This is a genomic window from Variovorax pasteuri, from assembly GCF_051216435.1.
Classification (GTDB): Bacteria; Pseudomonadota; Gammaproteobacteria; order Burkholderiales; family Burkholderiaceae_C; genus Variovorax.
The window spans coordinates 58,126-74,688 of the sequence record NZ_JBPJZS010000011.1 but is presented as its reverse complement, the minus strand read 5'-3'; the positions used below and the strand labels follow the sequence as shown (position 1 = coordinate 74,688).

22 protein-coding genes and 1 tRNA gene are annotated in these 16,563 nt (G+C 63.9%); 16 read left to right on the top strand and 7 right to left on the bottom strand.

Annotated elements, in window-relative coordinates; translation table 11 throughout:
- Positions 1 to 7: 7 nt before the first annotated feature.
- The 15 genes from rpsN (at position 8) to ACSFBM_RS29315 (ending at position 7,658) form a co-directional block, all read left to right on the top strand.
- On the top strand, positions 8 to 313 hold the full coding sequence (rpsN, locus tag ACSFBM_RS29385; protein WP_093436359.1) for a 30S ribosomal protein S14: 306 nt from the start codon (positions 8 to 10) through the stop codon (positions 311 to 313).
- Between the two features lie 20 nt (positions 314 to 333).
- Positions 334 to 729, top strand: a complete 396-nt coding sequence (gene rpsH / locus ACSFBM_RS29380; protein WP_056516708.1) for a 30S ribosomal protein S8 — start codon at positions 334 to 336, stop codon at positions 727 to 729.
- Between the two features lie 24 nt (positions 730 to 753).
- Positions 754 to 1,287: a 50S ribosomal protein L6 gene (gene rplF, locus ACSFBM_RS29375; protein ID WP_435437508.1), complete on the top strand. Its 534-nt coding sequence runs from the start codon at positions 754 to 756 to the stop codon at positions 1,285 to 1,287.
- Between the two features lie 14 nt (positions 1,288 to 1,301).
- Complete coding sequence (rplR, locus tag ACSFBM_RS29370) at positions 1,302 to 1,667, top strand: 50S ribosomal protein L18 (RefSeq protein ID WP_042672913.1); 366 nt, start codon at positions 1,302 to 1,304, stop codon at positions 1,665 to 1,667.
- 18 nt (positions 1,668 to 1,685) lie between these two features.
- Positions 1,686 to 2,204 carry a 30S ribosomal protein S5 gene (rpsE, locus tag ACSFBM_RS29365; protein ID WP_013544109.1) on the top strand — a complete coding sequence of 173 codons (519 nt, stop codon included), beginning with the start codon at positions 1,686 to 1,688 and terminating at the stop codon, positions 2,202 to 2,204.
- A 25-nt stretch (positions 2,205 to 2,229) separates the two neighbouring features.
- On the top strand, positions 2,230 to 2,415 hold the full coding sequence (rpmD, locus tag ACSFBM_RS29360) for a 50S ribosomal protein L30 (protein ID WP_009124818.1): 186 nt from the start codon (positions 2,230 to 2,232) through the stop codon (positions 2,413 to 2,415).
- Positions 2,416 to 2,426: 11 nt separating this feature from the next.
- Positions 2,427 to 2,858, top strand: coding sequence for a 50S ribosomal protein L15 (rplO, locus tag ACSFBM_RS29355; protein WP_101491466.1), 432 nt, complete (start codon positions 2,427 to 2,429; stop codon positions 2,856 to 2,858).
- Positions 2,859 to 2,885: 27 nt separating this feature from the next.
- Positions 2,886 to 4,199, top strand: a complete 1,314-nt coding sequence (gene secY / locus ACSFBM_RS29350) for a preprotein translocase subunit SecY (protein WP_435437510.1) — start codon at positions 2,886 to 2,888, stop codon at positions 4,197 to 4,199.
- Between the two features lie 66 nt (positions 4,200 to 4,265).
- The gene (gene rpmJ / locus ACSFBM_RS29345; protein WP_013544106.1) at positions 4,266 to 4,379 is read left to right on the top strand and encodes a 50S ribosomal protein L36; all 114 of its coding nucleotides are present in this window, start codon (positions 4,266 to 4,268) and stop codon (positions 4,377 to 4,379) included.
- A 23-nt stretch (positions 4,380 to 4,402) separates the two neighbouring features.
- Positions 4,403 to 4,768 (top strand): 30S ribosomal protein S13, encoded by a 366-nt coding sequence (gene rpsM, locus ACSFBM_RS29340; RefSeq protein WP_093243005.1) that lies wholly within the window; start codon positions 4,403 to 4,405, stop codon positions 4,766 to 4,768.
- Between the two features lie 12 nt (positions 4,769 to 4,780).
- The gene (gene rpsK / locus ACSFBM_RS29335; protein ID WP_009124825.1) at positions 4,781 to 5,185 is read left to right on the top strand and encodes a 30S ribosomal protein S11; all 405 of its coding nucleotides are present in this window, start codon (positions 4,781 to 4,783) and stop codon (positions 5,183 to 5,185) included.
- Between the two features lie 130 nt (positions 5,186 to 5,315).
- Entirely contained in the window at positions 5,316 to 5,939 is a 624-nt protein-coding gene (gene rpsD, locus ACSFBM_RS29330; RefSeq protein ID WP_009124826.1) for a 30S ribosomal protein S4, read from the top strand.
- 142 nt (positions 5,940 to 6,081) lie between these two features.
- The gene (locus tag ACSFBM_RS29325) at positions 6,082 to 7,071 is read left to right on the top strand and encodes a DNA-directed RNA polymerase subunit alpha (RefSeq protein ID WP_093059385.1); all 990 of its coding nucleotides are present in this window, start codon (positions 6,082 to 6,084) and stop codon (positions 7,069 to 7,071) included.
- A 93-nt stretch (positions 7,072 to 7,164) separates the two neighbouring features.
- A complete protein-coding gene (gene rplQ, locus ACSFBM_RS29320; protein WP_116910279.1) occupies positions 7,165 to 7,563 on the top strand; it encodes a 50S ribosomal protein L17 in 399 nt (132 codons plus the stop codon).
- A gap of 18 nt (positions 7,564 to 7,581) precedes the next feature.
- Positions 7,582 to 7,658 (top strand) — tRNA-Met (locus ACSFBM_RS29315).
- 112 nt (positions 7,659 to 7,770) lie between these two features.
- On the opposite strand, the gene ACSFBM_RS29310 is transcribed toward ACSFBM_RS29315, so the two are convergent.
- Complete coding sequence (locus ACSFBM_RS29310; RefSeq protein WP_435487538.1) at positions 7,771 to 8,421, bottom strand: HD domain-containing protein; 651 nt, start codon at positions 8,419 to 8,421, stop codon at positions 7,771 to 7,773.
- A gap of 107 nt (positions 8,422 to 8,528) precedes the next feature.
- Between ACSFBM_RS29310 and ACSFBM_RS29305 the strand changes: the two genes are divergently transcribed.
- The gene (locus ACSFBM_RS29305; protein ID WP_435487615.1) at positions 8,529 to 9,506 is read left to right on the top strand and encodes a GlxA family transcriptional regulator; all 978 of its coding nucleotides are present in this window, start codon (positions 8,529 to 8,531) and stop codon (positions 9,504 to 9,506) included.
- A gap of 28 nt (positions 9,507 to 9,534) precedes the next feature.
- Here ACSFBM_RS29305 and ACSFBM_RS29300 read toward each other — a convergent pair whose 3' ends face one another.
- From ACSFBM_RS29300 to ACSFBM_RS29275, 6 genes are read right to left on the bottom strand one after another with little or no spacing between them, the layout of a single operon-like run.
- Positions 9,535 to 9,933: a RidA family protein gene (locus ACSFBM_RS29300; protein WP_435437511.1), complete on the bottom strand. Its 399-nt coding sequence runs from the start codon at positions 9,931 to 9,933 to the stop codon at positions 9,535 to 9,537.
- Positions 9,930 to 11,552 (bottom strand): AMP-binding protein, encoded by a 1,623-nt coding sequence (locus ACSFBM_RS29295; protein WP_435487537.1) that lies wholly within the window; start codon positions 11,550 to 11,552, stop codon positions 9,930 to 9,932. The genes ACSFBM_RS29300 and ACSFBM_RS29295 overlap by 4 nt, the downstream gene beginning before the upstream one ends.
- A 5-nt stretch (positions 11,553 to 11,557) precedes the next feature.
- The gene (locus tag ACSFBM_RS29290) at positions 11,558 to 12,751 is read right to left on the bottom strand and encodes an acyl-CoA dehydrogenase family protein (RefSeq protein WP_435487536.1); all 1,194 of its coding nucleotides are present in this window, start codon (positions 12,749 to 12,751) and stop codon (positions 11,558 to 11,560) included.
- Between the two features lie 4 nt (positions 12,752 to 12,755).
- On the bottom strand, positions 12,756 to 13,610 hold the full coding sequence (locus ACSFBM_RS29285) for an enoyl-CoA hydratase family protein (RefSeq protein WP_435487535.1): 855 nt from the start codon (positions 13,608 to 13,610) through the stop codon (positions 12,756 to 12,758).
- On the bottom strand, positions 13,607 to 14,086 hold the full coding sequence (locus tag ACSFBM_RS29280; protein ID WP_435437515.1) for a MarR family winged helix-turn-helix transcriptional regulator: 480 nt from the start codon (positions 14,084 to 14,086) through the stop codon (positions 13,607 to 13,609). The genes ACSFBM_RS29285 and ACSFBM_RS29280 overlap by 4 nt, the downstream gene beginning before the upstream one ends.
- 1 nt (position 14,087) lies before the next feature.
- Positions 14,088 to 16,469, bottom strand: coding sequence for a bifunctional salicylyl-CoA 5-hydroxylase/oxidoreductase (locus ACSFBM_RS29275; protein WP_435487534.1), 2,382 nt, complete (start codon positions 16,467 to 16,469; stop codon positions 14,088 to 14,090).
- Positions 16,470 to 16,563: the final 94 nt, after the last annotated feature.

The window sequence follows — 16,563 nt, the reverse complement described above, 5'->3', positions numbered from 1 at the left end:
GCGAACTGTGGCTAAACAATCTTTGATCCAGCGCGAACTCAAGCGCGACAAGCTGGTTGCCAAGTTCGCGGCGAAGCACGCAGAACTGAAGGCGGCTTCCAACGACCTGAAGAAGAGCGACGAAGAGCGCGCAGCAGCCCGCCTGGGCCTGCAAAAGCTCCCGCGCAATGCGAACCCGACCCGCCAACGCAACCGTTGCGCAATCACCGGTCGTCCGCGCGGTACCTTCCGTCAATTCGGTCTGGCTCGCGCCAAGATCCGTGAACTGGCTTTCGCTGGCGACATCCCCGGTGTCACCAAGGCCAGCTGGTAAGCCAGGCAGGAGCAAACAACATGAGCATGAGTGATCCCATTGCCGACCTGCTGACGCGTATCCGTAACGCGCAGATGGTGGCGAAGCCCACTGTGTCGATCCCGTCTTCCAAGGTGAAGGCTGCGATTGCACAAGTCCTGAAGGACGAAGGCTACATCGACGGCTTCGAAGTGAAGACCGATGCAGGCAAGTCCGAACTCGTCATCACGCTGAAGTACTACGCTGGCCGTCCGGTCATCGAGCGTATCGAACGCGTGAGCCGCCCCGGCCTGCGCGTCTACAAGGCCAGTGCAGCCATTCCGCAAGTCCAGAACGGCCTCGGCGTTGCGATCGTCACGACCCCCCAGGGCGTGATGACCGACCGCAAGGCTCGCGCCACCGGTGTCGGCGGCGAAGTTCTGTGCTACGTCGCCTAACCGAGACATCGAGGAGTTACTGAAATGTCCCGAGTAGGAAAAATGCCGATCACCATCCCCGCAGGCGTGGATGTGTCGATCAAGGAAGACCAGATCAGCGTGAAGGGCACGGGCGGTTCGCTCGTCCTGCATCGCAATGCACTGGTCAAGGTCGTCAGCAATGACGGCAAGCTGAGCTTCGAGCCCGCCAACGAGTCGCGTGAAGCGAACGCGATGAGCGGCACGATCCGTCAGCTGGTGAACAACATGGTGGTTGGCGTGACCAAGGGCTTCGAGAAGAAGCTCAACCTGGTCGGCGTCGGCTACAAGGCTGCAGCCTCCAACAACAAGTTGAACCTGCAAGTCGGTTATTCGCACCCGGTCAACATCGAAATGCCGCAAGGCATCACGGTGGCCACTGCGACCCCGACCGAAATCGTGATCAAGGGTGCTGACCGTCAGCGCGTTGGTCAAATCGCCGCTGAGATCCGCGCTGTTCGTCCGCCTGAGCCTTACAAGGGCAAGGGCATCCGTTATTCGGACGAGAAGATCGTGATCAAAGAGACCAAGAAGAAGTAAGGGGCAGCAAAATGATGTTGACCAAAAAAGCACAGCGTCTTCGCCGCTCGCGCCAGACCCGCATTCGCATCGCGACGCAGGGCGTGGCCCGTCTCACGGTGAACCGCACCAACCTGCACATCTACGCAACCGTCATCTCCGACGACGGCACCAAGGTGATTGCAACCGCATCGACGGCAGAAGCCGAAGTGCGTACCTCGCTCGGCGGTTCGGGCAAGGGCGGCAATGCCGCCGCAGCCACCGCAGTCGGCAAGCGCATCGCTGAAAAGGCGAAGGCTGCAGGCGTCGAGAAGGTCGCTTTCGACCGCGCTGGTTTCGCATACCACGGCCGCGTCAAGGCGCTGGCCGAGGCCGCCCGCGAAGCCGGTCTGCAGTTCTAACCGGACACGAGATTCAAAATGGCAAAGATTCAAGCAAGAACGCAGAACGAAGGCCCTGAAGACGGTTTGCGCGAGAAGATGATCGCGATCAACCGCGTCACCAAGGTGGTGAAGGGTGGTCGTATCCTCGGTTTCGCAGCACTCACCGTGGTGGGTGACGGCGAAGGTCGCGTCGGCATGGGCAAGGGCAAGTCGAAGGAAGTGCCTGCTGCCGTGCAGAAGGCAATGGAAGAAGCCCGTCGCAACCTGGCCAAGATCTCGATCAAGAACGGCACGCTGCATCATCGCGTGACGGGTCATCACGGCGCCGCTTCGGTCGTCATGATCCCCGCCCCGAAGGGTACCGGCATCATCGCCGGCGGCCCGATGCGCGCCGTGTTCGAAGTCATGGGCATCACCGACATCGTGGCCAAGAGCCATGGTTCGTCGAACCCCTACAACATGGTTCGCGCCACGCTCGACGGGTTGAAGAACTCGACGACCGCGTCCGCGGTGGCTGCCAAGCGTGGCCTGACCGTCGAAGAAATCTTCGCTTGAGCGCAAGCCTGAAAGAAGCATTCAAATGACGACGCAACAACAAACCCTCAAGGTGCAATTGGTCAAAAGCCCGATTGGCACCAAGGAATCGCATCGCGCGACCGTGCGTGGCCTCGGCCTGCGCAAGCTCAACAGCGTGAGCGAGCTGCAAGACACCCCGGCGGTGCGCGGCATGATCAACAAGATCAGTTATCTGGTCAAAGTTCTGTAAGAGAGACTGATATGGAACTCAATGGCATCAAGCCGGCAGCCGGCGCCAAGCACGCCAAGCGTCGCGTTGGCCGTGGTATCGGCTCTGGCATCGGCAAGACCGCAGGTCGCGGTCACAAGGGCCAGAAGTCGCGCGCAGGCGGTTTCCACAAGGTGGGCTTCGAAGGCGGTCAAATGCCTCTGCAGCGTCGCCTGCCCAAGCGTGGCTTCAAGTCGCACCTGCTGAAGTTCAACGCCGAAGTCACGCTGACTGCCCTCGAGCAGCTCGGCCTGGCCGAAGTGGACGTCCTGGCGCTGAAGCAAGCCGGCCTCGTGGGCCAGCTCGCCAAGGTCGTCAAGATCATCAAGACCGGTGAACTCACCAAGGCCGTCAAGCTGACGGGCGTGGGTGCAACGGCTGGCGCCAAGGCTGCTATCGAAGCAGCCGGCGGCAGCTTCGCCTGATCACCCTCGGACTGAAAGAAGTTCTTCGTGGCAACTAACGCGGCAACGATCGCAAAAACAGGCAAGTTCGGCGACCTTCGTCGTCGGCTCGTGTTTTTGCTGCTCGCGCTCGTGGTCTACCGGGTCGGCGCTCACATTCCTGTGCCGGGTATCAACCCGGACCAGCTGGCAGCGTTGTTCCAGGGCCAGCAGGGCGGCATTTTGAGCCTGTTCAACATGTTCTCGGGCGGGGCGCTGTCGCGTTTCACCGTGTTCGCGTTGGGGATCATGCCGTACATCTCGGCGTCGATCATCATGCAGTTGATGACCTACGTGATTCCTACCTTCGAGCAATTGAAGAAGGAAGGCGAGGCTGGCCGCCGCAAGATCACTCAGTACACGCGTTACGGCGCGCTGGGTCTGGCACTGTTCCAGTCGTTCAGCATCTCGGTGGCGCTCGAGTCGTCGGCCGGCCTGGTCATCGCACCCGGCTTCGGCTTCCGCCTGACCGCCATGGTGAGCCTGACGGCCGGTTCGATGTTCCTGATGTGGCTCGGCGAGCAAATCACCGAACGCGGCCTGGGCAACGGCATCTCGATCCTGATCTTTGCAGGTATCGCAGCTGGCTTGCCCAATGCCATCGGCGGCCTGGCGTCCCTGGTGACAACCGGTGCGATGAACCCCATCATTGCGCTCTTCATCATCGCGGTCGTGGTGCTGGTCACCTACTTCGTGGTGTTCGTGGAACGTGGTCAGCGCAAGATCCTCGTGAACTATGCGCGGCGACAGGTGGGCAACAAGGTCTATGGTGGCCAGTCTTCGCACCTGCCGCTGAAGCTGAACATGGCTGGCGTGATCCCGCCGATCTTCGCTTCGTCGATCATCCTGCTGCCCGCAACGGTGGTTGGCTGGTTCAGCACGGGCGAAGGTGGTTTCCGCTGGATCAAGGACATCGCTGGCGCGCTGCGTCCGGGTGAGCCGATCTATGTGCTGCTGTATGCCGCTGCGATCGTTTTCTTCTGCTTCTTCTACACGGCTCTCGTGTTCAACAGCAAGGAAACGGCCGACAACCTGAAGAAGAGTGGAGCATTCATTCCTGGCATTCGCCCGGGTGACCAGACCGCTCGCTATATCGACAAGATTCTGGTTCGCCTGACGTTGGCCGGCGCGGTGTACATCACCTTCGTCTGCCTGCTGCCAGAGTTCCTGATCCTGAAGTACAACGTGCCGTTCTACTTCGGTGGTACCTCCCTGCTGATCATCGTGGTCGTCACGATGGACTTCATGGCCCAGGTGCAAAACTACATGATGTCCCAGCAGTACGAATCGCTGCTGAAGAAGGCTAACTTCAAGACATCGTAGGGCTGTGTTTTTCAGTATTGAGTCCGGGCGGTAGACCGCCACGTTAAACAGTTTTAGGAGAATGAAATGAGAGTTTCGGCTTCGGTCAAAACCATCTGCCGTAATTGCAAGGTCATCCGCCGTAAAGGTGTGGTGCGTGTGATTTGCACCGACCCGCGCCACAAGCAGCGCCAGGGTTGATTGAAGAGTATTAGAGGACGCACATGGCACGTATTGCTGGCATCAACATCCCGCCGCACAAGCACGCTGAAATCGGCCTGACCGCCATTTTCGGTATCGGTCGCACCCGCGCCCGTCAAATCTGCGAAGCGAGCGGCATCGAATATTCGAAGAAGATCAAGGATCTGACCGACGGCGATCTCGAGAAGATCCGTGATCAGATCGCTCTCTTCACCATCGAAGGCGATCTGCGTCGCGAAACGACGATGAACATCAAGCGTTTGATGGACATCGGTTGCTATCGCGGCTTCCGTCACCGTCGCGGCCTGCCGATGCGCGGCCAGCGCACGCGCACCAATGCCCGCACCCGCAAGGGTCCGCGCAAGGCTGCGCAGTCCCTGAAGAAATAAGGATAGACCAGCATGGCTAAAGCACCTGCAAACAACGCCGCACAGCGCGTTCGCAAGAAGGTTCGCAAGAACGTTGCGGACGGCATCGCCCACGTGCATGCCTCGTTCAACAACACCATCATCACGATCACCGATCGCCAGGGCAACGCCCTGTCGTGGGCTTCGTCGGGTGGCCAGGGCTTCAAGGGCTCGCGCAAGTCGACGCCGTTCGCTGCGCAGGTGGCTTCCGAAGTTGCCGGCCGTGCTGCTGTTGAACAAGGTATCAAGAACCTCGACGTCGAGATCAAGGGCCCCGGCCCCGGTCGCGAATCGTCGGTGCGCGCACTGGCTGCGCTCGGCATCCGGATCAATTCCATTGCCGACGTGACGCCCGTTCCGCACAACGGCTGCCGCCCCCAGAAGCGTCGCCGCATCTGAGCGTCAGTCTGCAAGGCGCAGCCGGCTTTGAATAGCGGCTGCGCATTTGTTTTTTATCTAAGCCCACCGCCATCCGCGTCTCGCAGGTGGCTCCCGCAGGCAACTGCGGCAGATACACAAAGGAAAAATCGTGGCACGTTACCTCGGCCCCAAGGCCAAACTTTCCCGCCGTGAAGGCACCGACCTGTTCCTGAAGAGCGCCCGCCGCTCGATCCAGGACAAGGCCAAGTTCGACTCCAAGCCCGGCCAACACGGTCGCACCTCGGGTCAGCGCACTTCCGACTACGGCCTCCAACTGCGTGAAAAGCAGAAGGTCAAGCGCATGTACGGCGTGCTCGAGAAGCAATTCCGCCGCTACTTCGAAGAAGCCGATCGTCGCCGTGGCAACACCGGCGCCAACCTGCTGTTCATCCTCGAATCGCGCCTGGACAACGTCGTCTACCGCATGGGCTTCGGCTCGACCCGCGCTGAAGCGCGTCAACTCGTGTCGCACAAGGCGATCACGGTGAACGGTCAGTCGGTCAACATCCCGTCGTACCTGGTCAAGACCGGTGACGTGATCGCCGTGCGCGACAAGTCGAAGAAGCAGAACCGCATCGTCGAAGCGCTCCAGCTCGCCCAGCAAGTCGGTATTCCGGCATGGGTCGATGTGAACGCCGACAAGGCCGAAGGCACGTTCAAGAAGGTGCCCGATCGCGACGAATTCGCAGCCGACATCAACGAATCGCTGATCGTCGAACTCTATTCGCGTTGATTTTTTCTTCCCGCATCCGCCCTTCGGCGCATGCGGGAGATTGTTATTGTTGTTCACGTTCCTGCCCCGCACTCTGCTGCGGGTCAGGTGCTTCACCAGCCTTACCGGTGTAACGAGCCGGGGGTATTGAGAGGAAGTCTGCATGCAAACCACCCTGCTGAAACCCAAGACCATTCAGGTCGAGCAACTTGCGCCGAACAAGGCCAAGGTCACGCTCGAACCTTTCGAGCGCGGCTACGGCCACACGCTCGGCAACGCGCTGCGTCGCGTTCTGCTGTCGTCCATGGTGGGCTACTCGGCCACCGAAGTCACGATCGCTGGCGTTCTGCATGAGTACTCGTCAATCGACGGTGTGCAGGAAGATGTCGTCAACATCCTTCTGAACCTCAAGGGCGTGGTGTTCAAGCTCCACAACCGCGACGAAGTCACGCTGAGCCTGCGCAAGGACGGCGAAGGCCCTGTCCTGGCCTCGGACATCCAGACCCCGCACGACGTCGAGATCATCAATCCTGACCACGTGATCGCGCACCTGTCGCAAGGCGGCAAGCTCGACATGCAGATCAAGGTCGAAAAGGGTCGCGGCTACGTGCCCGGCACGATGCGCCGCTACGCGGACGAGCCGACCAAGTCGATCGGCCGCATCGTTCTCGACGCGTCGTTCTCGCCCGTGAAGCGCGTGAGCTACACGGTCGAAAGCGCCCGTGTCGAACAGCGTACCGACCTGGACAAGCTGCTGGTCGAGATCGAGACCAACGGTGCGATCACCGCCGAAGACGCAGTGCGCGCATCGGCTAAAATCCTGGTCGAGCAGCTCGCCGTGTTTGCGCAGCTCGAAGGCGGCGAACTCGCCGCATTCGATGCACCCGCACCGCGCAGCGCACAGCAATTCGATCCGATCCTGCTGCGCCCTGTCGACGAACTCGAACTGACGGTGCGCTCGGCCAACTGCCTGAAGGCCGAAAACATCTACTACATCGGTGACCTGATCCAGCGCACCGAGAACGAGTTGCTCAAGACCCCTAACCTGGGTCGCAAGTCGCTCAACGAAATCAAGGAAGTCCTCGCTTCGCGCGGCCTGACCTTGGGTATGAAGCTCGAAAGCTGGCCACCGGCCGGCCTCGACAAGCGTTGATTTGAATTTTTGAAGGTTGGCCCAGAAAAGGGCCAGTGCACCGGGCAGTACCTGACACGGCTGCCTGTTTTTATAAAGTAAAGGAAAAGCACCATGCGTCACGGTCACGGACTCCGCAAACTCAACCGCACCAGCTCGCACCGCCTTGCGATGCTGCAGAACATGATGAATTCGCTCATCGAGCACGAAGTCATCAAGACCACGGTCCCCAAGGCCAAGGAACTGCGCCGCGTCATCGAACCGATGATCACGCTCGCCAAGAAGCCCACGCTGGCCAATAAGCGCCTGGCCTTCGACCGCCTGCGCAGCCGCGACAGCGTCGTCAAGCTCTTCGGCGAACTCGGCCCGCGTTTCGCCGCGCGCCCGGGCGGCTACACCCGCATCCTGAAGATGGGTTTCCGCGTGGGCGACAACGCTCCGATGGCGCTCGTCGAACTGGTCGACCGTGCTGAAATTAAAGACGACGCAGCTGAGCAAAACGCTGCTGAATAAGCTATAATTTATACTTGCCGCGCGATGGAGCAGCCTGGTAGCTCGTTGGGCTCATAACCCAAAGGTCGCAAGTTCAAATCTTGCTCGCGCAACCAATTTAAAAGGCCCTTTGAATTTCAAAGGGCCTTTTTTCTTGGCTCGGTAAATGAATTGAAAAAGCCCTCGCAATGAGGGCTTTTTTGTTTCCAGAGTTTCCGAAGATGAACCTCAGCCGTGCCAGGCCGAGCAACGGATCACGCTGCAGAAGTTGCCCCGGTGAAAGTGCGGCTCCTTGTCCGCGATCACGTCTGCCTTGACGTTGCCGAAGGTGCTCTGTGGCTTGTGCCGGATGCCTTCATAGAAGGCCTGGATGATGTCTTCCTTGAAGTTTTCCGTGCGTGGATGCGCATGCACGACCCGCGCGCGCTCGGCCTCGCTGAACTCCTTGTAGGTCAGCCCCAGCACGTCCATCTCGACACCGGCCGTGACCAGCGCCACCACCGGATGCATGTGCTGCGGAATCCCGGGCGTCGTGTGCAGCGCGATCGCCGTCCACACCAGGTCGATGTCCTGTTGCGTGATCCCGTGTCCCCGCAGAAAGTCCCGCGCCACGTTCGCGCCGTCGACCTCGAAACGCTCGTGCGCGCTGCTGTGCTCTTTCAGCAGGCCCATGTCGTGGAACATCGCGCCCGCGTACAGCAGCTCCGGATCGAACGTGAGCCCGCGGCGTTTGCCGGCCAATGCGCCGAAGTAGTAGACCCGGCTCGAGTGGTGGAACAGCAGCGGCGGTGCCGTGTCCCGGACCAGTTCGGTGATCTCGTGTGCAAGCTTGCTGTCGGGGATGCGCACCCCTTCGATGTCTGTCGTCGTCAAAGCCATGTGGATTCTCCTGTGCGTGTGAGCATGACTCTAGGGTTCGGATAGAGTGTCCTGAATCGCCATGAAGCGACGAATCCAGCCATTCCACGACCGAAGGAGACACCGACATCGCACGCAGCGCCAAGACCATCGCGATCCTCGCCATGCCCGGCGTCCAGCTGCTGGACGTGTCGGGCCCGCTCGATGTATTCGCCGAAGCCAACGTACAAGCCCGTGCGGAGGCCTATCGCATGCGGGTCATCGCGAGCCGGCGCGGCGCCATTCGCAGCTCGTCAGGCGTGCGGCTGATGCCGGACGCGGTGATAGGCGACGAGATGAACGAGCCCATTCACACGCTGCTCGTCGCCGGCACGCCGCATGCGGCAAGCACACTGTTCGACCTCGACGTGACCGCATGGCTGCGCCAGCGCACACCGAAGGTGCGCCGCTTCGGCTCCGTCTGCAGCGGTGCCTTCGTGCTGGCGCAGGCCGGCTTGCTGAACGGCCGTCGTGTGACCACGCATTGGGCGGTGGCCGATCAACTCGCACTGGATTTCCCTTCGGTCACCGTCGATGCAGACGCCATCCACGTTAGCGACGGCCGCGTACGCACCGCCGCCGGCGTGACCGCGGGCCTCGACCTGGCGCTCGCTCTGGTGGAAGAAGACCTGGGCCGCGAAATCGCGATGAAGGTCGCCGCTCAGCTCGTGATGTTCTTCAAGCGCCCCGGTGGCCAGATGCAGTTCAGCCGCAAGGGCGAAGCCGCACCCACGGGGCGTTCGGCCTTGCAGGAGGTCCAGCGCTGGATCGCGGCGAACCCCGCCATGGCCCATGGCGTCGCGAATCTCGCCGCGCGCATGGGCCTCAGCGAGCGCCATTTCGCGCGGCTGTTCAGGCAAGAAGTGGGGGTCACGCCCGCGGCATGGGTGGAAGAGATTCGCGTGGCCGCCGCGCGCCGCCTGCTGGAGGTGGGGGACGCCGCACCCAAGCAGGTGGCGTCGCTGTGCGGCTTTGCCGATGCCGACACGCTGCGCCGTGCGTTCCGGCGTCAGGTCGGCATCACGCCTGCGGAGTACCGCAAGCGCTTTGCGCACGCCATCGTGTGAGCCACGATGGCGGTGCGCGGGAACGGCATCAGTCGGGAACGACCGCCGTCACCTCGATCTCGACCTTCGCGCGGTGCTCGACCAGCGCCGCCACCTGCACGCAGGTCATGGCCGGGAAGTTGCGGCCCATCGCATCGCGATAGACGGGGCCGAGCTCGGAGAGCCGGCGGCTGTATTCGTCGCGGTCCGTCACGTACCAGGTCATGCGCACCATGTGCTCGGGGCCCGCTCCGCCCGCGCGCAGCACCTCGACGATGTTGCGCAGTGCCAGCCCGCACTGTTCGATGAAGTCGTCCGACTCGAACTGCTGCTGCGCATTCCAGCCGATCTGGCCGCCGACGAACAGCATCGTGCCGCGCGCGGCAATGCCGTTCGCATAGCCCTTGGGAGGCAACCAGCCTTCAGGCTGCAGGAGTTTGTTGATCATGGTGTGGTGTTGAGTTGTCTCAGTTTGAATCGCTGGAGCTTGCCGGTCTCGGTGCGCGGAAGCACCGTTACGAACTCGATCTCGCGCGGGTATTTGAACGGCGCGATCGTCGCCTTCACGTGGTCCTGCAGCGCCTTCACCAGGGCTGCGTCGCCTTGCTGGCCGGGCTTGAGCACGCAGAACGCCTTCACGATCATGCCGCGGTCCGCATCGGGTTTGCCGATCACGCCGCACTCGGCCACGGCCGGGTGCTTGAGCAGGGCATCTTCGACCTCCGGGCCGCCGACGTTGTAGCCGGCCGTGATGATCATGTCGTCGGCGCGCGCCTGGTAGAAGAAGTAGCCGTCGTCGTCCTGCACGAACGAGTCGCCGGGGTAGTTCCAGCCGTTCTTCACGTAGTCGGTCTGGCGCGGGTCTTCGAGGTAGCGGCAGCCCACGGGGCCTTGCAGCGCGAGCTTGCCGACGGTGCCGCGCGGCACCTCGTTGCCCGCGTTGTCCACCACCTTCGCGATGAAGCCGGGCACCGCCTTGCCGACCGCGCCGCGGCGCACGTCGTCGCCGGCGGCCGAGATGTAGATGTGGAACACCTCGGTGCCGCCGATGCCGTCGAGCATCTCGATGCCCGAGGCTTCCTTCCACAGCTGGCGCGTCGCGTCGGGCAGCGCCTCGCCGGCGCTCACGCTGATGCGCAGCGTGGGCAGGCCGTGCTGCTTCACGAACGGCGCCATCTGGCGATAGAACGTGGGCGCGGTGTAGCAGATGGTCGCACCGACCTCGTTGATGAGCTTCACGAGCCCTTCGGGCGTGAACGGCGCATCGGCGAAGTAGACCGAGGCACCAGCCCACATCGGAAACACCAGCAGCCCGCCGAGCCCGAAGGTAAAGGCCAGCGGCGGCGAGCCGATCACGATGTCGTCGCTGCGCGCGTGCAACACATGGCGCGGCCAGGTCTCGCACATCGCGAGCACGTCGCGGTGCGTGGTGACGGGCGCCTTCGGCTTGCCCGTGGTGCCCGAGGTGAACGCGAGCAGCGCGATGTCGTCCGATGCCGTGCGGCAGGCCTTGAACACGCCGCTCTTCGTTGCTGCGCGTGCAGAGAGGGAGTCGGGTGCGTCGGGCTTGTTGAACGCGATCACCGTGGCAAGCACCGGGTACTCGCGCTGCGCGATCAGGAGTTCGTCGAGCAGGCGCCCGTCGCACAACGCGGCCACGGGCCGTGCCTTGTCGATGATCTCGCCCAGTTCCTTCGCACGCAGCAAAGGCATCGTGGCCACGGCAATGAGGCCCGCCTTCACCACCGCCAGCCACGACAGCGCCATTGCCACCGAATTGCCGCCGCGCAGCAGCACGCGGTTGCCCGGCACCAGCCCGAGGTCTTCCGTCAGCACCTGCGCGATGCGGTTGACCTCGACGGCCGCTTGCGCGTACGTCAGCGTGCCTGCGGGCGAACGCAGCATCGGCTTGTCGCCGAAGCCTTTCGCGGCGGCCTTGTCGAGCAGCTCCTCGACCAGGTTCAGCTGGTCGGGCAACTGCAGCTCGGGCAGCTCATAGCGAAAGACGGGCAGCTGCTCGGCAGGCGGCAGGCGGTCGTGAACGAAGCGGTCGACTTGGGCAGACACGGTATTTATCCCCGCAGAACGGATTTGCCAATGATCAGTTGTTGAACTTCCGTCGCGCCTTCATAGATGCGCAGCGAACGGATGTCGCGGTAGAGGCTTTCAATCTTCGTGCCAACCTTCACGCCCAGGCCGCCGTGCATCTGCAGGGCCATGTCGATCACGCGGCTTGCGTTCTCGGTGGCGCACATCTTGGCCATGGCGGCGGCAGCGGACACGTCGCCGACCGCGGGTGCACCGCGTTGCTCCGCGTCGTCGCGCATCCATGCCGCGCGGTAGGTGAGCAGTGCGGCACTGTCGATCAGCGCGGCCATCTCGCCGAGCTTGGCCTGCGTGAGCTGGAAGTCCGCGAGCGTCTGGCCGAACATGCGCCGGTTCTTCGAATGCGAGATGGCTTCCGCCAGCGCGCGTCGGCCCATGCCGAGTGCCGCGGCAGCGACCGATGCGCGGAAGATGTCGAGCGTGCGCATCGCCAGCTTGAAGCCGCCGTTGAGCTCCCCGAGTTGCGCGGTGCGCGGCACGACGCAGTTCTCGAAGCGCAGTGTCGCGAGCGGATGCGGCGCCATCACGTCGATGTGCTCGGAGCTGTCGAGGCCCGGTGTCGTCGCATCGACGATGAAGGCCGTGATGCCGCGCGTGCCACCGTTCGGATCGGTCTTCGCGAACACGCAGTAGAAGTCGGCGATGCCGCCGTTGCTGATCCAGGTCTTCTCGCCGTTCAGCTTCCAGCCATCGGCCGTCGCTTCGGCGCGCATCGCCATCGCGCCCACGTCGGAGCCCGCTTCGGGCTCGCTGAGCGCGAAGGCCGCGATCTTGCTGCCCTTCGCAACTGCAGTCAGGTAGTTCGCATGCTGCTCGGGCGTGCCCGCGAGCGTGATCGCACCGCTGCCCAGGCCCTGCATCGCGAAGGCGAAGTCGGCAAGCGGCGAATGGAAGGCGAGCGTTTCGCGCAGCAGCACGAGTGCGCGCGAGTCGAGGCGCTCGAGCGCCCCGCCCGAGGTGCCCGGCACGCAGTAGCGCAACCATCCACCCTCGCCGAGGCGCCGCACCCAGTCGCGGCATGCGGCGCGATCGTCATGTTCGTCCACCTCCTGTGCCGCCGCCCAAGGCAGCAGGCCATCGGCCAGCGCGCGGTGCGCGTCGTCGAAGAAGGGCAGTGCGAGGTGCGCGGTCGAGGGCGGCGCGGGTGCTTTGGTCATCATCGCGTCAGTCTCCGCCGAACACCGGCTTGCGCTTGGCCGCGAAAGCTTCGTAGGCACGCTTGAAGTCTTCGGTCTGCATGCAGATGGCCTGGGCCTGCGCCTCGGCTTCGATGGCCTGGTCGATGGTCATCGACCATTCCTGCGCGAGCATGGTCTTGGTCATGCCGTGCGCGAAGGTCGGGCCTTCGGCCAGGTCGCGCGCCACCTTGGTGGCGGCCTCGAGCAGCGCATCGCTTTCGTGCAGCGCATTGAAGAAGCCCCAGGCATGGCCTTCCTGCGCCGTCATGGCGCGGCCGGTGAACAGCAGCTCCGACGCACGGCCCTGGCCGATCACGCGCGGCAACAGTGCGCACGCACCCATGTCCGCGCCAGCAAGGCCCACGCGCGTGAACAGGAACGCGGTGCGCGTGGCAGGCGAGCCGTAGCGCAGGTCGCAGGCCAAGGCGATCATCGCGCCGGCACCGGCGCACACGCCGTCGATCGCACCGACGATGGGCTGCGGGCAGGCGCGAATGGCCTTCACCAGGTCGCCCGTCATGCGCGTGAACTCCAGCAGCTCGGGCATGCGCATGCCGGTCAGCGGGCCGATGATCTCGTGCACGTCGCCGCCCGAGCAGAAGTTGCCGCCCGCGCCGGTGACCACGATCACCTTCACGTCGGTGGCGTAGTTCAGCGCGCGGAACAGGTCGCGCAGTTCGGCGTACGAGTCGAAGGTCAACGGGTTCTTGCGCTCGGGCCGGTTCAGCGTGACGGTGCCGATGCCGTTGTCGTAGCTCCATGCGAAGTGCTCGGCCTTGTAGGCTGCCTTCGCTTCGAATTGGGCGCGCATGGGATTGCCTGCGCCGATGTAGTGCTTCATTCGGTCTCCGCCATCGATTGGTTGTGTGAGTGTTGCTTGACCTTGCCGAGCAGCTTGTGCAGCTGCGCGATCTCCTTGGTGCTGAGGCCGGAGAAGGCCCCGACGATCCAGTCTTCGTGCTGTTGCGCCATCTCGTTGAAGAGCTTGCGTCCGCGCGCCGTGAGGCGCACGCGCCAGGCGCGGCGGTCGCCTTCGACGTTGATGCGCTCCACCAGGCCTTCGGTCACCAGCTGGTCGGTGATGCCCGTGACGTTGCCGCCCGTGACCATCATGCGGCGCGAGAGCTCGTTCATCTTCAGGCCCTCGGGCGAGCGCTCGAGTTGCGACATCAGGTCGAAGCGCGGCAGCGTGGTGGTGAACTGCGAGCGCAGCTCGTTGCGCACCTGCTTCTCGATCAGCTGGGTGCATGTAAGCAGCCGCAGCCAGAGCCGAAGGGCTTCCGGATGTTCGCTGTGCGCGCGCGCTTCGAGGTCCATGTCAGTGCGTCTCGTCCGTGTTCGCGGCGGCAGCCGATGCGGTGGCCGCGGCGATCTGCTGTTGCTTGGCGATCTCGCGGTACATCTGGTCGCGCCCGCTCAGGTACTGCTTCGGCCAGTCGACGTAGCGGCTTTGCAGCTTGGCCGCTTCGTGCAGCGTCCACGCCGGGTCGGCCAGGTGCGGGCGCGCCACGGCGCACAGGTCGGCGCGGCCGGCCGCGATGATGCTGTTGGCCTGGTCGGCGTCGGTGATGGCGCCGACCGCGATGGTCGCAATGCCGACCTCGTTGCGGATGCGGTCCGAGAACGGCGTCTGGTACATGCGGCCATACACCGGTTTCGCGGTGCGCGTGGTCTGGCCGGACGACACGTCGATGAAGTCTGCGCCGGCTTGCTTGAACAGGCGCGCGATCGCCACCGCATCGGCGTCGGTGTTGCCGCCGGGGGCCCAGTCGTGCGCGGAGATGCGCACGCTCATGGGCTTGTCTTCGGGCCACGCGGCGCGCATGGCGCGGAACACCTCGAGCGGATAGCGGCAGCGCGCTTCGATGTCGCCGCCGTATTCGTCCGTGCGCAGGTTGGTCAGCGGGCTGATGAAGGCCGACAGCAGGTAGCCGTGCGCGCAGTGCAGCTCGAGCCAGTCGAAGCCGGCCTCCAGCGTGCGGCGCGTGGCGTCGACGAACTGGTCGCGCAGCGTGTCCATCTGCTCGCGCGTGATCGCGGCGGGCAGCTGGTTCTGTTCGCCGTAGGGCACGGCGCTCGCGCCCAGCACCGGCCAGTTGCCGCTTTCCAGCGGCTCGTCGGTGCCTTCCCAGCCCACGCGCGTGGAGCCCTTGGGGCCGCTGTGGCCGAGCTGCATCGCGATCTTCGCGCTCGACTGCGTGTGCACGAAATCGACGATGCGCTTGAACGCGGCCTGCTGCGTGTCGTTGTAGAGGCCCGTGCAGGCCGGGGTGATGCGGCCTTCGGGCGTCGGGCTCGTCATTTCGACGAACACCATCGCGGCGCCGCCGAGCGCGCGCGCGCCCAGGTGCACCAGCAGGAAGTCTTGTGGCACGCCGTCGACCGCGCTGTAGGTGGCCATCGGCGACACCAGGATGCGGTTCTTCAGCGTGAGCCCGCGCACGGTGTAGGGCATGAGCATCGGCGGCATCGCCTTGCCGCCCGCCAGCCACTGCTCGTAGCCGCCGAGCCATTGCGTGTCGCGCACGCGCAGGTTCTCGTGGCTGATGCGTTGCGACCGGGTGAGCAGCGAATAGGCGAACTGCTCGATCTGCATGCCGGTGTAGCGCGGCACGTTCTCGAACCATTCGGTGGAGTTGCGCGCGGCGTTCTGGATCTTCAGCACCTCGACGCTGCGGCGCGCTTCGTAGCCTTCGAGCACATGGTCGACGGTGCCGCCCTGCGCGAATTCGTTGGCCAGGTCGATCGCGTCTTCCAGCGCGAGCTTGGTGCCCGAGCCGATGGAGAAGTGCGCCGTGTGCGCGGCGTCGCCCATCAGCACCACGGGCACCGAGCGGCCCTCGACGTCGATGCGGTGCGTCCAGCGCTCGCACACCACGCGCGGAAAGCGGATCCAGTTGGCCGAGCCGCGCAGGTGCGTGGCGTTGCTGATGAGCGAGTGGCCGCCCAGGTACTTGGCGAACAGCTTCTCGCAGAAGGCGACGGCCTCGGGCTGCTCCATCTGGTCCAGGCCATGGGCCTTCCACACGGCTTCGGGCGTCTCGACGATGAAGGTCGAGGTCTTGTCGTCGAACTGGTAGGCGTGCGCCTGGAACCAGCCGTGCTCGGTCTCTTCGAAGGCGAAGGTGAAGGCGTCGAAGGTCTGGTGCGTGCCCAGCCACACGAAGCGGCATTCGCGCAGGTCGACGTCGGGCTTGAACACTTCGGCGTAGCGCTGGCGGATGCGGCTGTTCAGGCCGTCGCTGGCAATGACCAGGTCGGCGTTGTACTTGGCGGCAACCGCCTGGTCGTCGGCGGCATCGGTTTCAAAGACCAGTTCCACGCCGAGCGCGAGGCAGCGTTCCTGCAAGATGTTGAGCAGCCGCTTGCGGCCGATGCCGCAGAAGCCGTGACCGCCCGAGCGCACCTGGCCGCCCTTGAAGAAGACCTGGATGTCGTCCCAGTGGTGGAACTCGTTGCCGATGAGCGCCGCGGTGGGACCGTCGGCCGCGCGCAGGTTGCCCAGCGTCTGGTCGCTCAGCACCACGCCCCAGCCGAAGGTGTCGAAGGGGCGGTTGCGCTCCAGCACGGTGATCTGGAGCGCCGGGTTGCGCGCCTTCATCAGCAGGGCGAAATACAGGCCTGCCGGCCCGCCGCCGATGCACAGGATGCGTTGGAGGTCCGAGGCGGGAGCGGTTTTGACCGTGCTGAGGCTGTTCATGGTTGAATAGTTTAGGCATAAACAATCTGCTGTCAATGAGGATTCGTAACGGGGCCGGCGCGCCGCTCGGCGCCCCCGCCGGCGCGGGGAGTCA

Bases quoted from the DNA above. Each gene is read 5' to 3' on its own strand.
- rplO (WP_101491466.1), top strand. From the start codon at position 2,427: ATGGAACTCAATGGCATCAAGCCGGCAGCCGGCGCCAAGCACGCCAAG.
- rpmJ (WP_013544106.1), top strand. From the start codon at position 4,266: ATGAGAGTTTCGGCTTCGGTCAAAACCATCTGCCGTAATTGCAAGGTC.
- rpsH (WP_056516708.1), top strand. From the start codon at position 334: ATGAGCATGAGTGATCCCATTGCCGACCTGCTGACGCGTATCCGTAAC.
- rplR (WP_042672913.1), top strand. From the start codon at position 1,302: ATGTTGACCAAAAAAGCACAGCGTCTTCGCCGCTCGCGCCAGACCCGC.
- ACSFBM_RS29280 (WP_435437515.1), bottom strand. From the start codon at position 14,086: ATGGACCTCGAAGCGCGCGCGCACAGCGAACATCCGGAAGCCCTTCGG.
- rplF (WP_435437508.1), top strand. From the start codon at position 754: ATGTCCCGAGTAGGAAAAATGCCGATCACCATCCCCGCAGGCGTGGAT.
- rpsK (WP_009124825.1), top strand. From the start codon at position 4,781: ATGGCTAAAGCACCTGCAAACAACGCCGCACAGCGCGTTCGCAAGAAG.
- ACSFBM_RS29325 (WP_093059385.1), top strand. From the start codon at position 6,082: ATGCAAACCACCCTGCTGAAACCCAAGACCATTCAGGTCGAGCAACTT.
- ACSFBM_RS29275 (WP_435487534.1), bottom strand. From the start codon at position 16,469: ATGAACAGCCTCAGCACGGTCAAAACCGCTCCCGCCTCGGACCTCCAA.
- rpmD (WP_009124818.1), top strand. From the start codon at position 2,230: ATGACGACGCAACAACAAACCCTCAAGGTGCAATTGGTCAAAAGCCCG.
- rpsM (WP_093243005.1), top strand. From the start codon at position 4,403: ATGGCACGTATTGCTGGCATCAACATCCCGCCGCACAAGCACGCTGAA.
- ACSFBM_RS29300 (WP_435437511.1), bottom strand. From the start codon at position 9,933: ATGATCAACAAACTCCTGCAGCCTGAAGGCTGGTTGCCTCCCAAGGGC.
- ACSFBM_RS29290 (WP_435487536.1), bottom strand. From the start codon at position 12,751: ATGATGACCAAAGCACCCGCGCCGCCCTCGACCGCGCACCTCGCACTG.
- ACSFBM_RS29285 (WP_435487535.1), bottom strand. From the start codon at position 13,610: ATGAAGCACTACATCGGCGCAGGCAATCCCATGCGCGCCCAATTCGAA.
- rplQ (WP_116910279.1), top strand. From the start codon at position 7,165: ATGCGTCACGGTCACGGACTCCGCAAACTCAACCGCACCAGCTCGCAC.
- ACSFBM_RS29310 (WP_435487538.1), bottom strand. From the start codon at position 8,421: ATGGCTTTGACGACGACAGACATCGAAGGGGTGCGCATCCCCGACAGC.
- rpsE (WP_013544109.1), top strand. From the start codon at position 1,686: ATGGCAAAGATTCAAGCAAGAACGCAGAACGAAGGCCCTGAAGACGGT.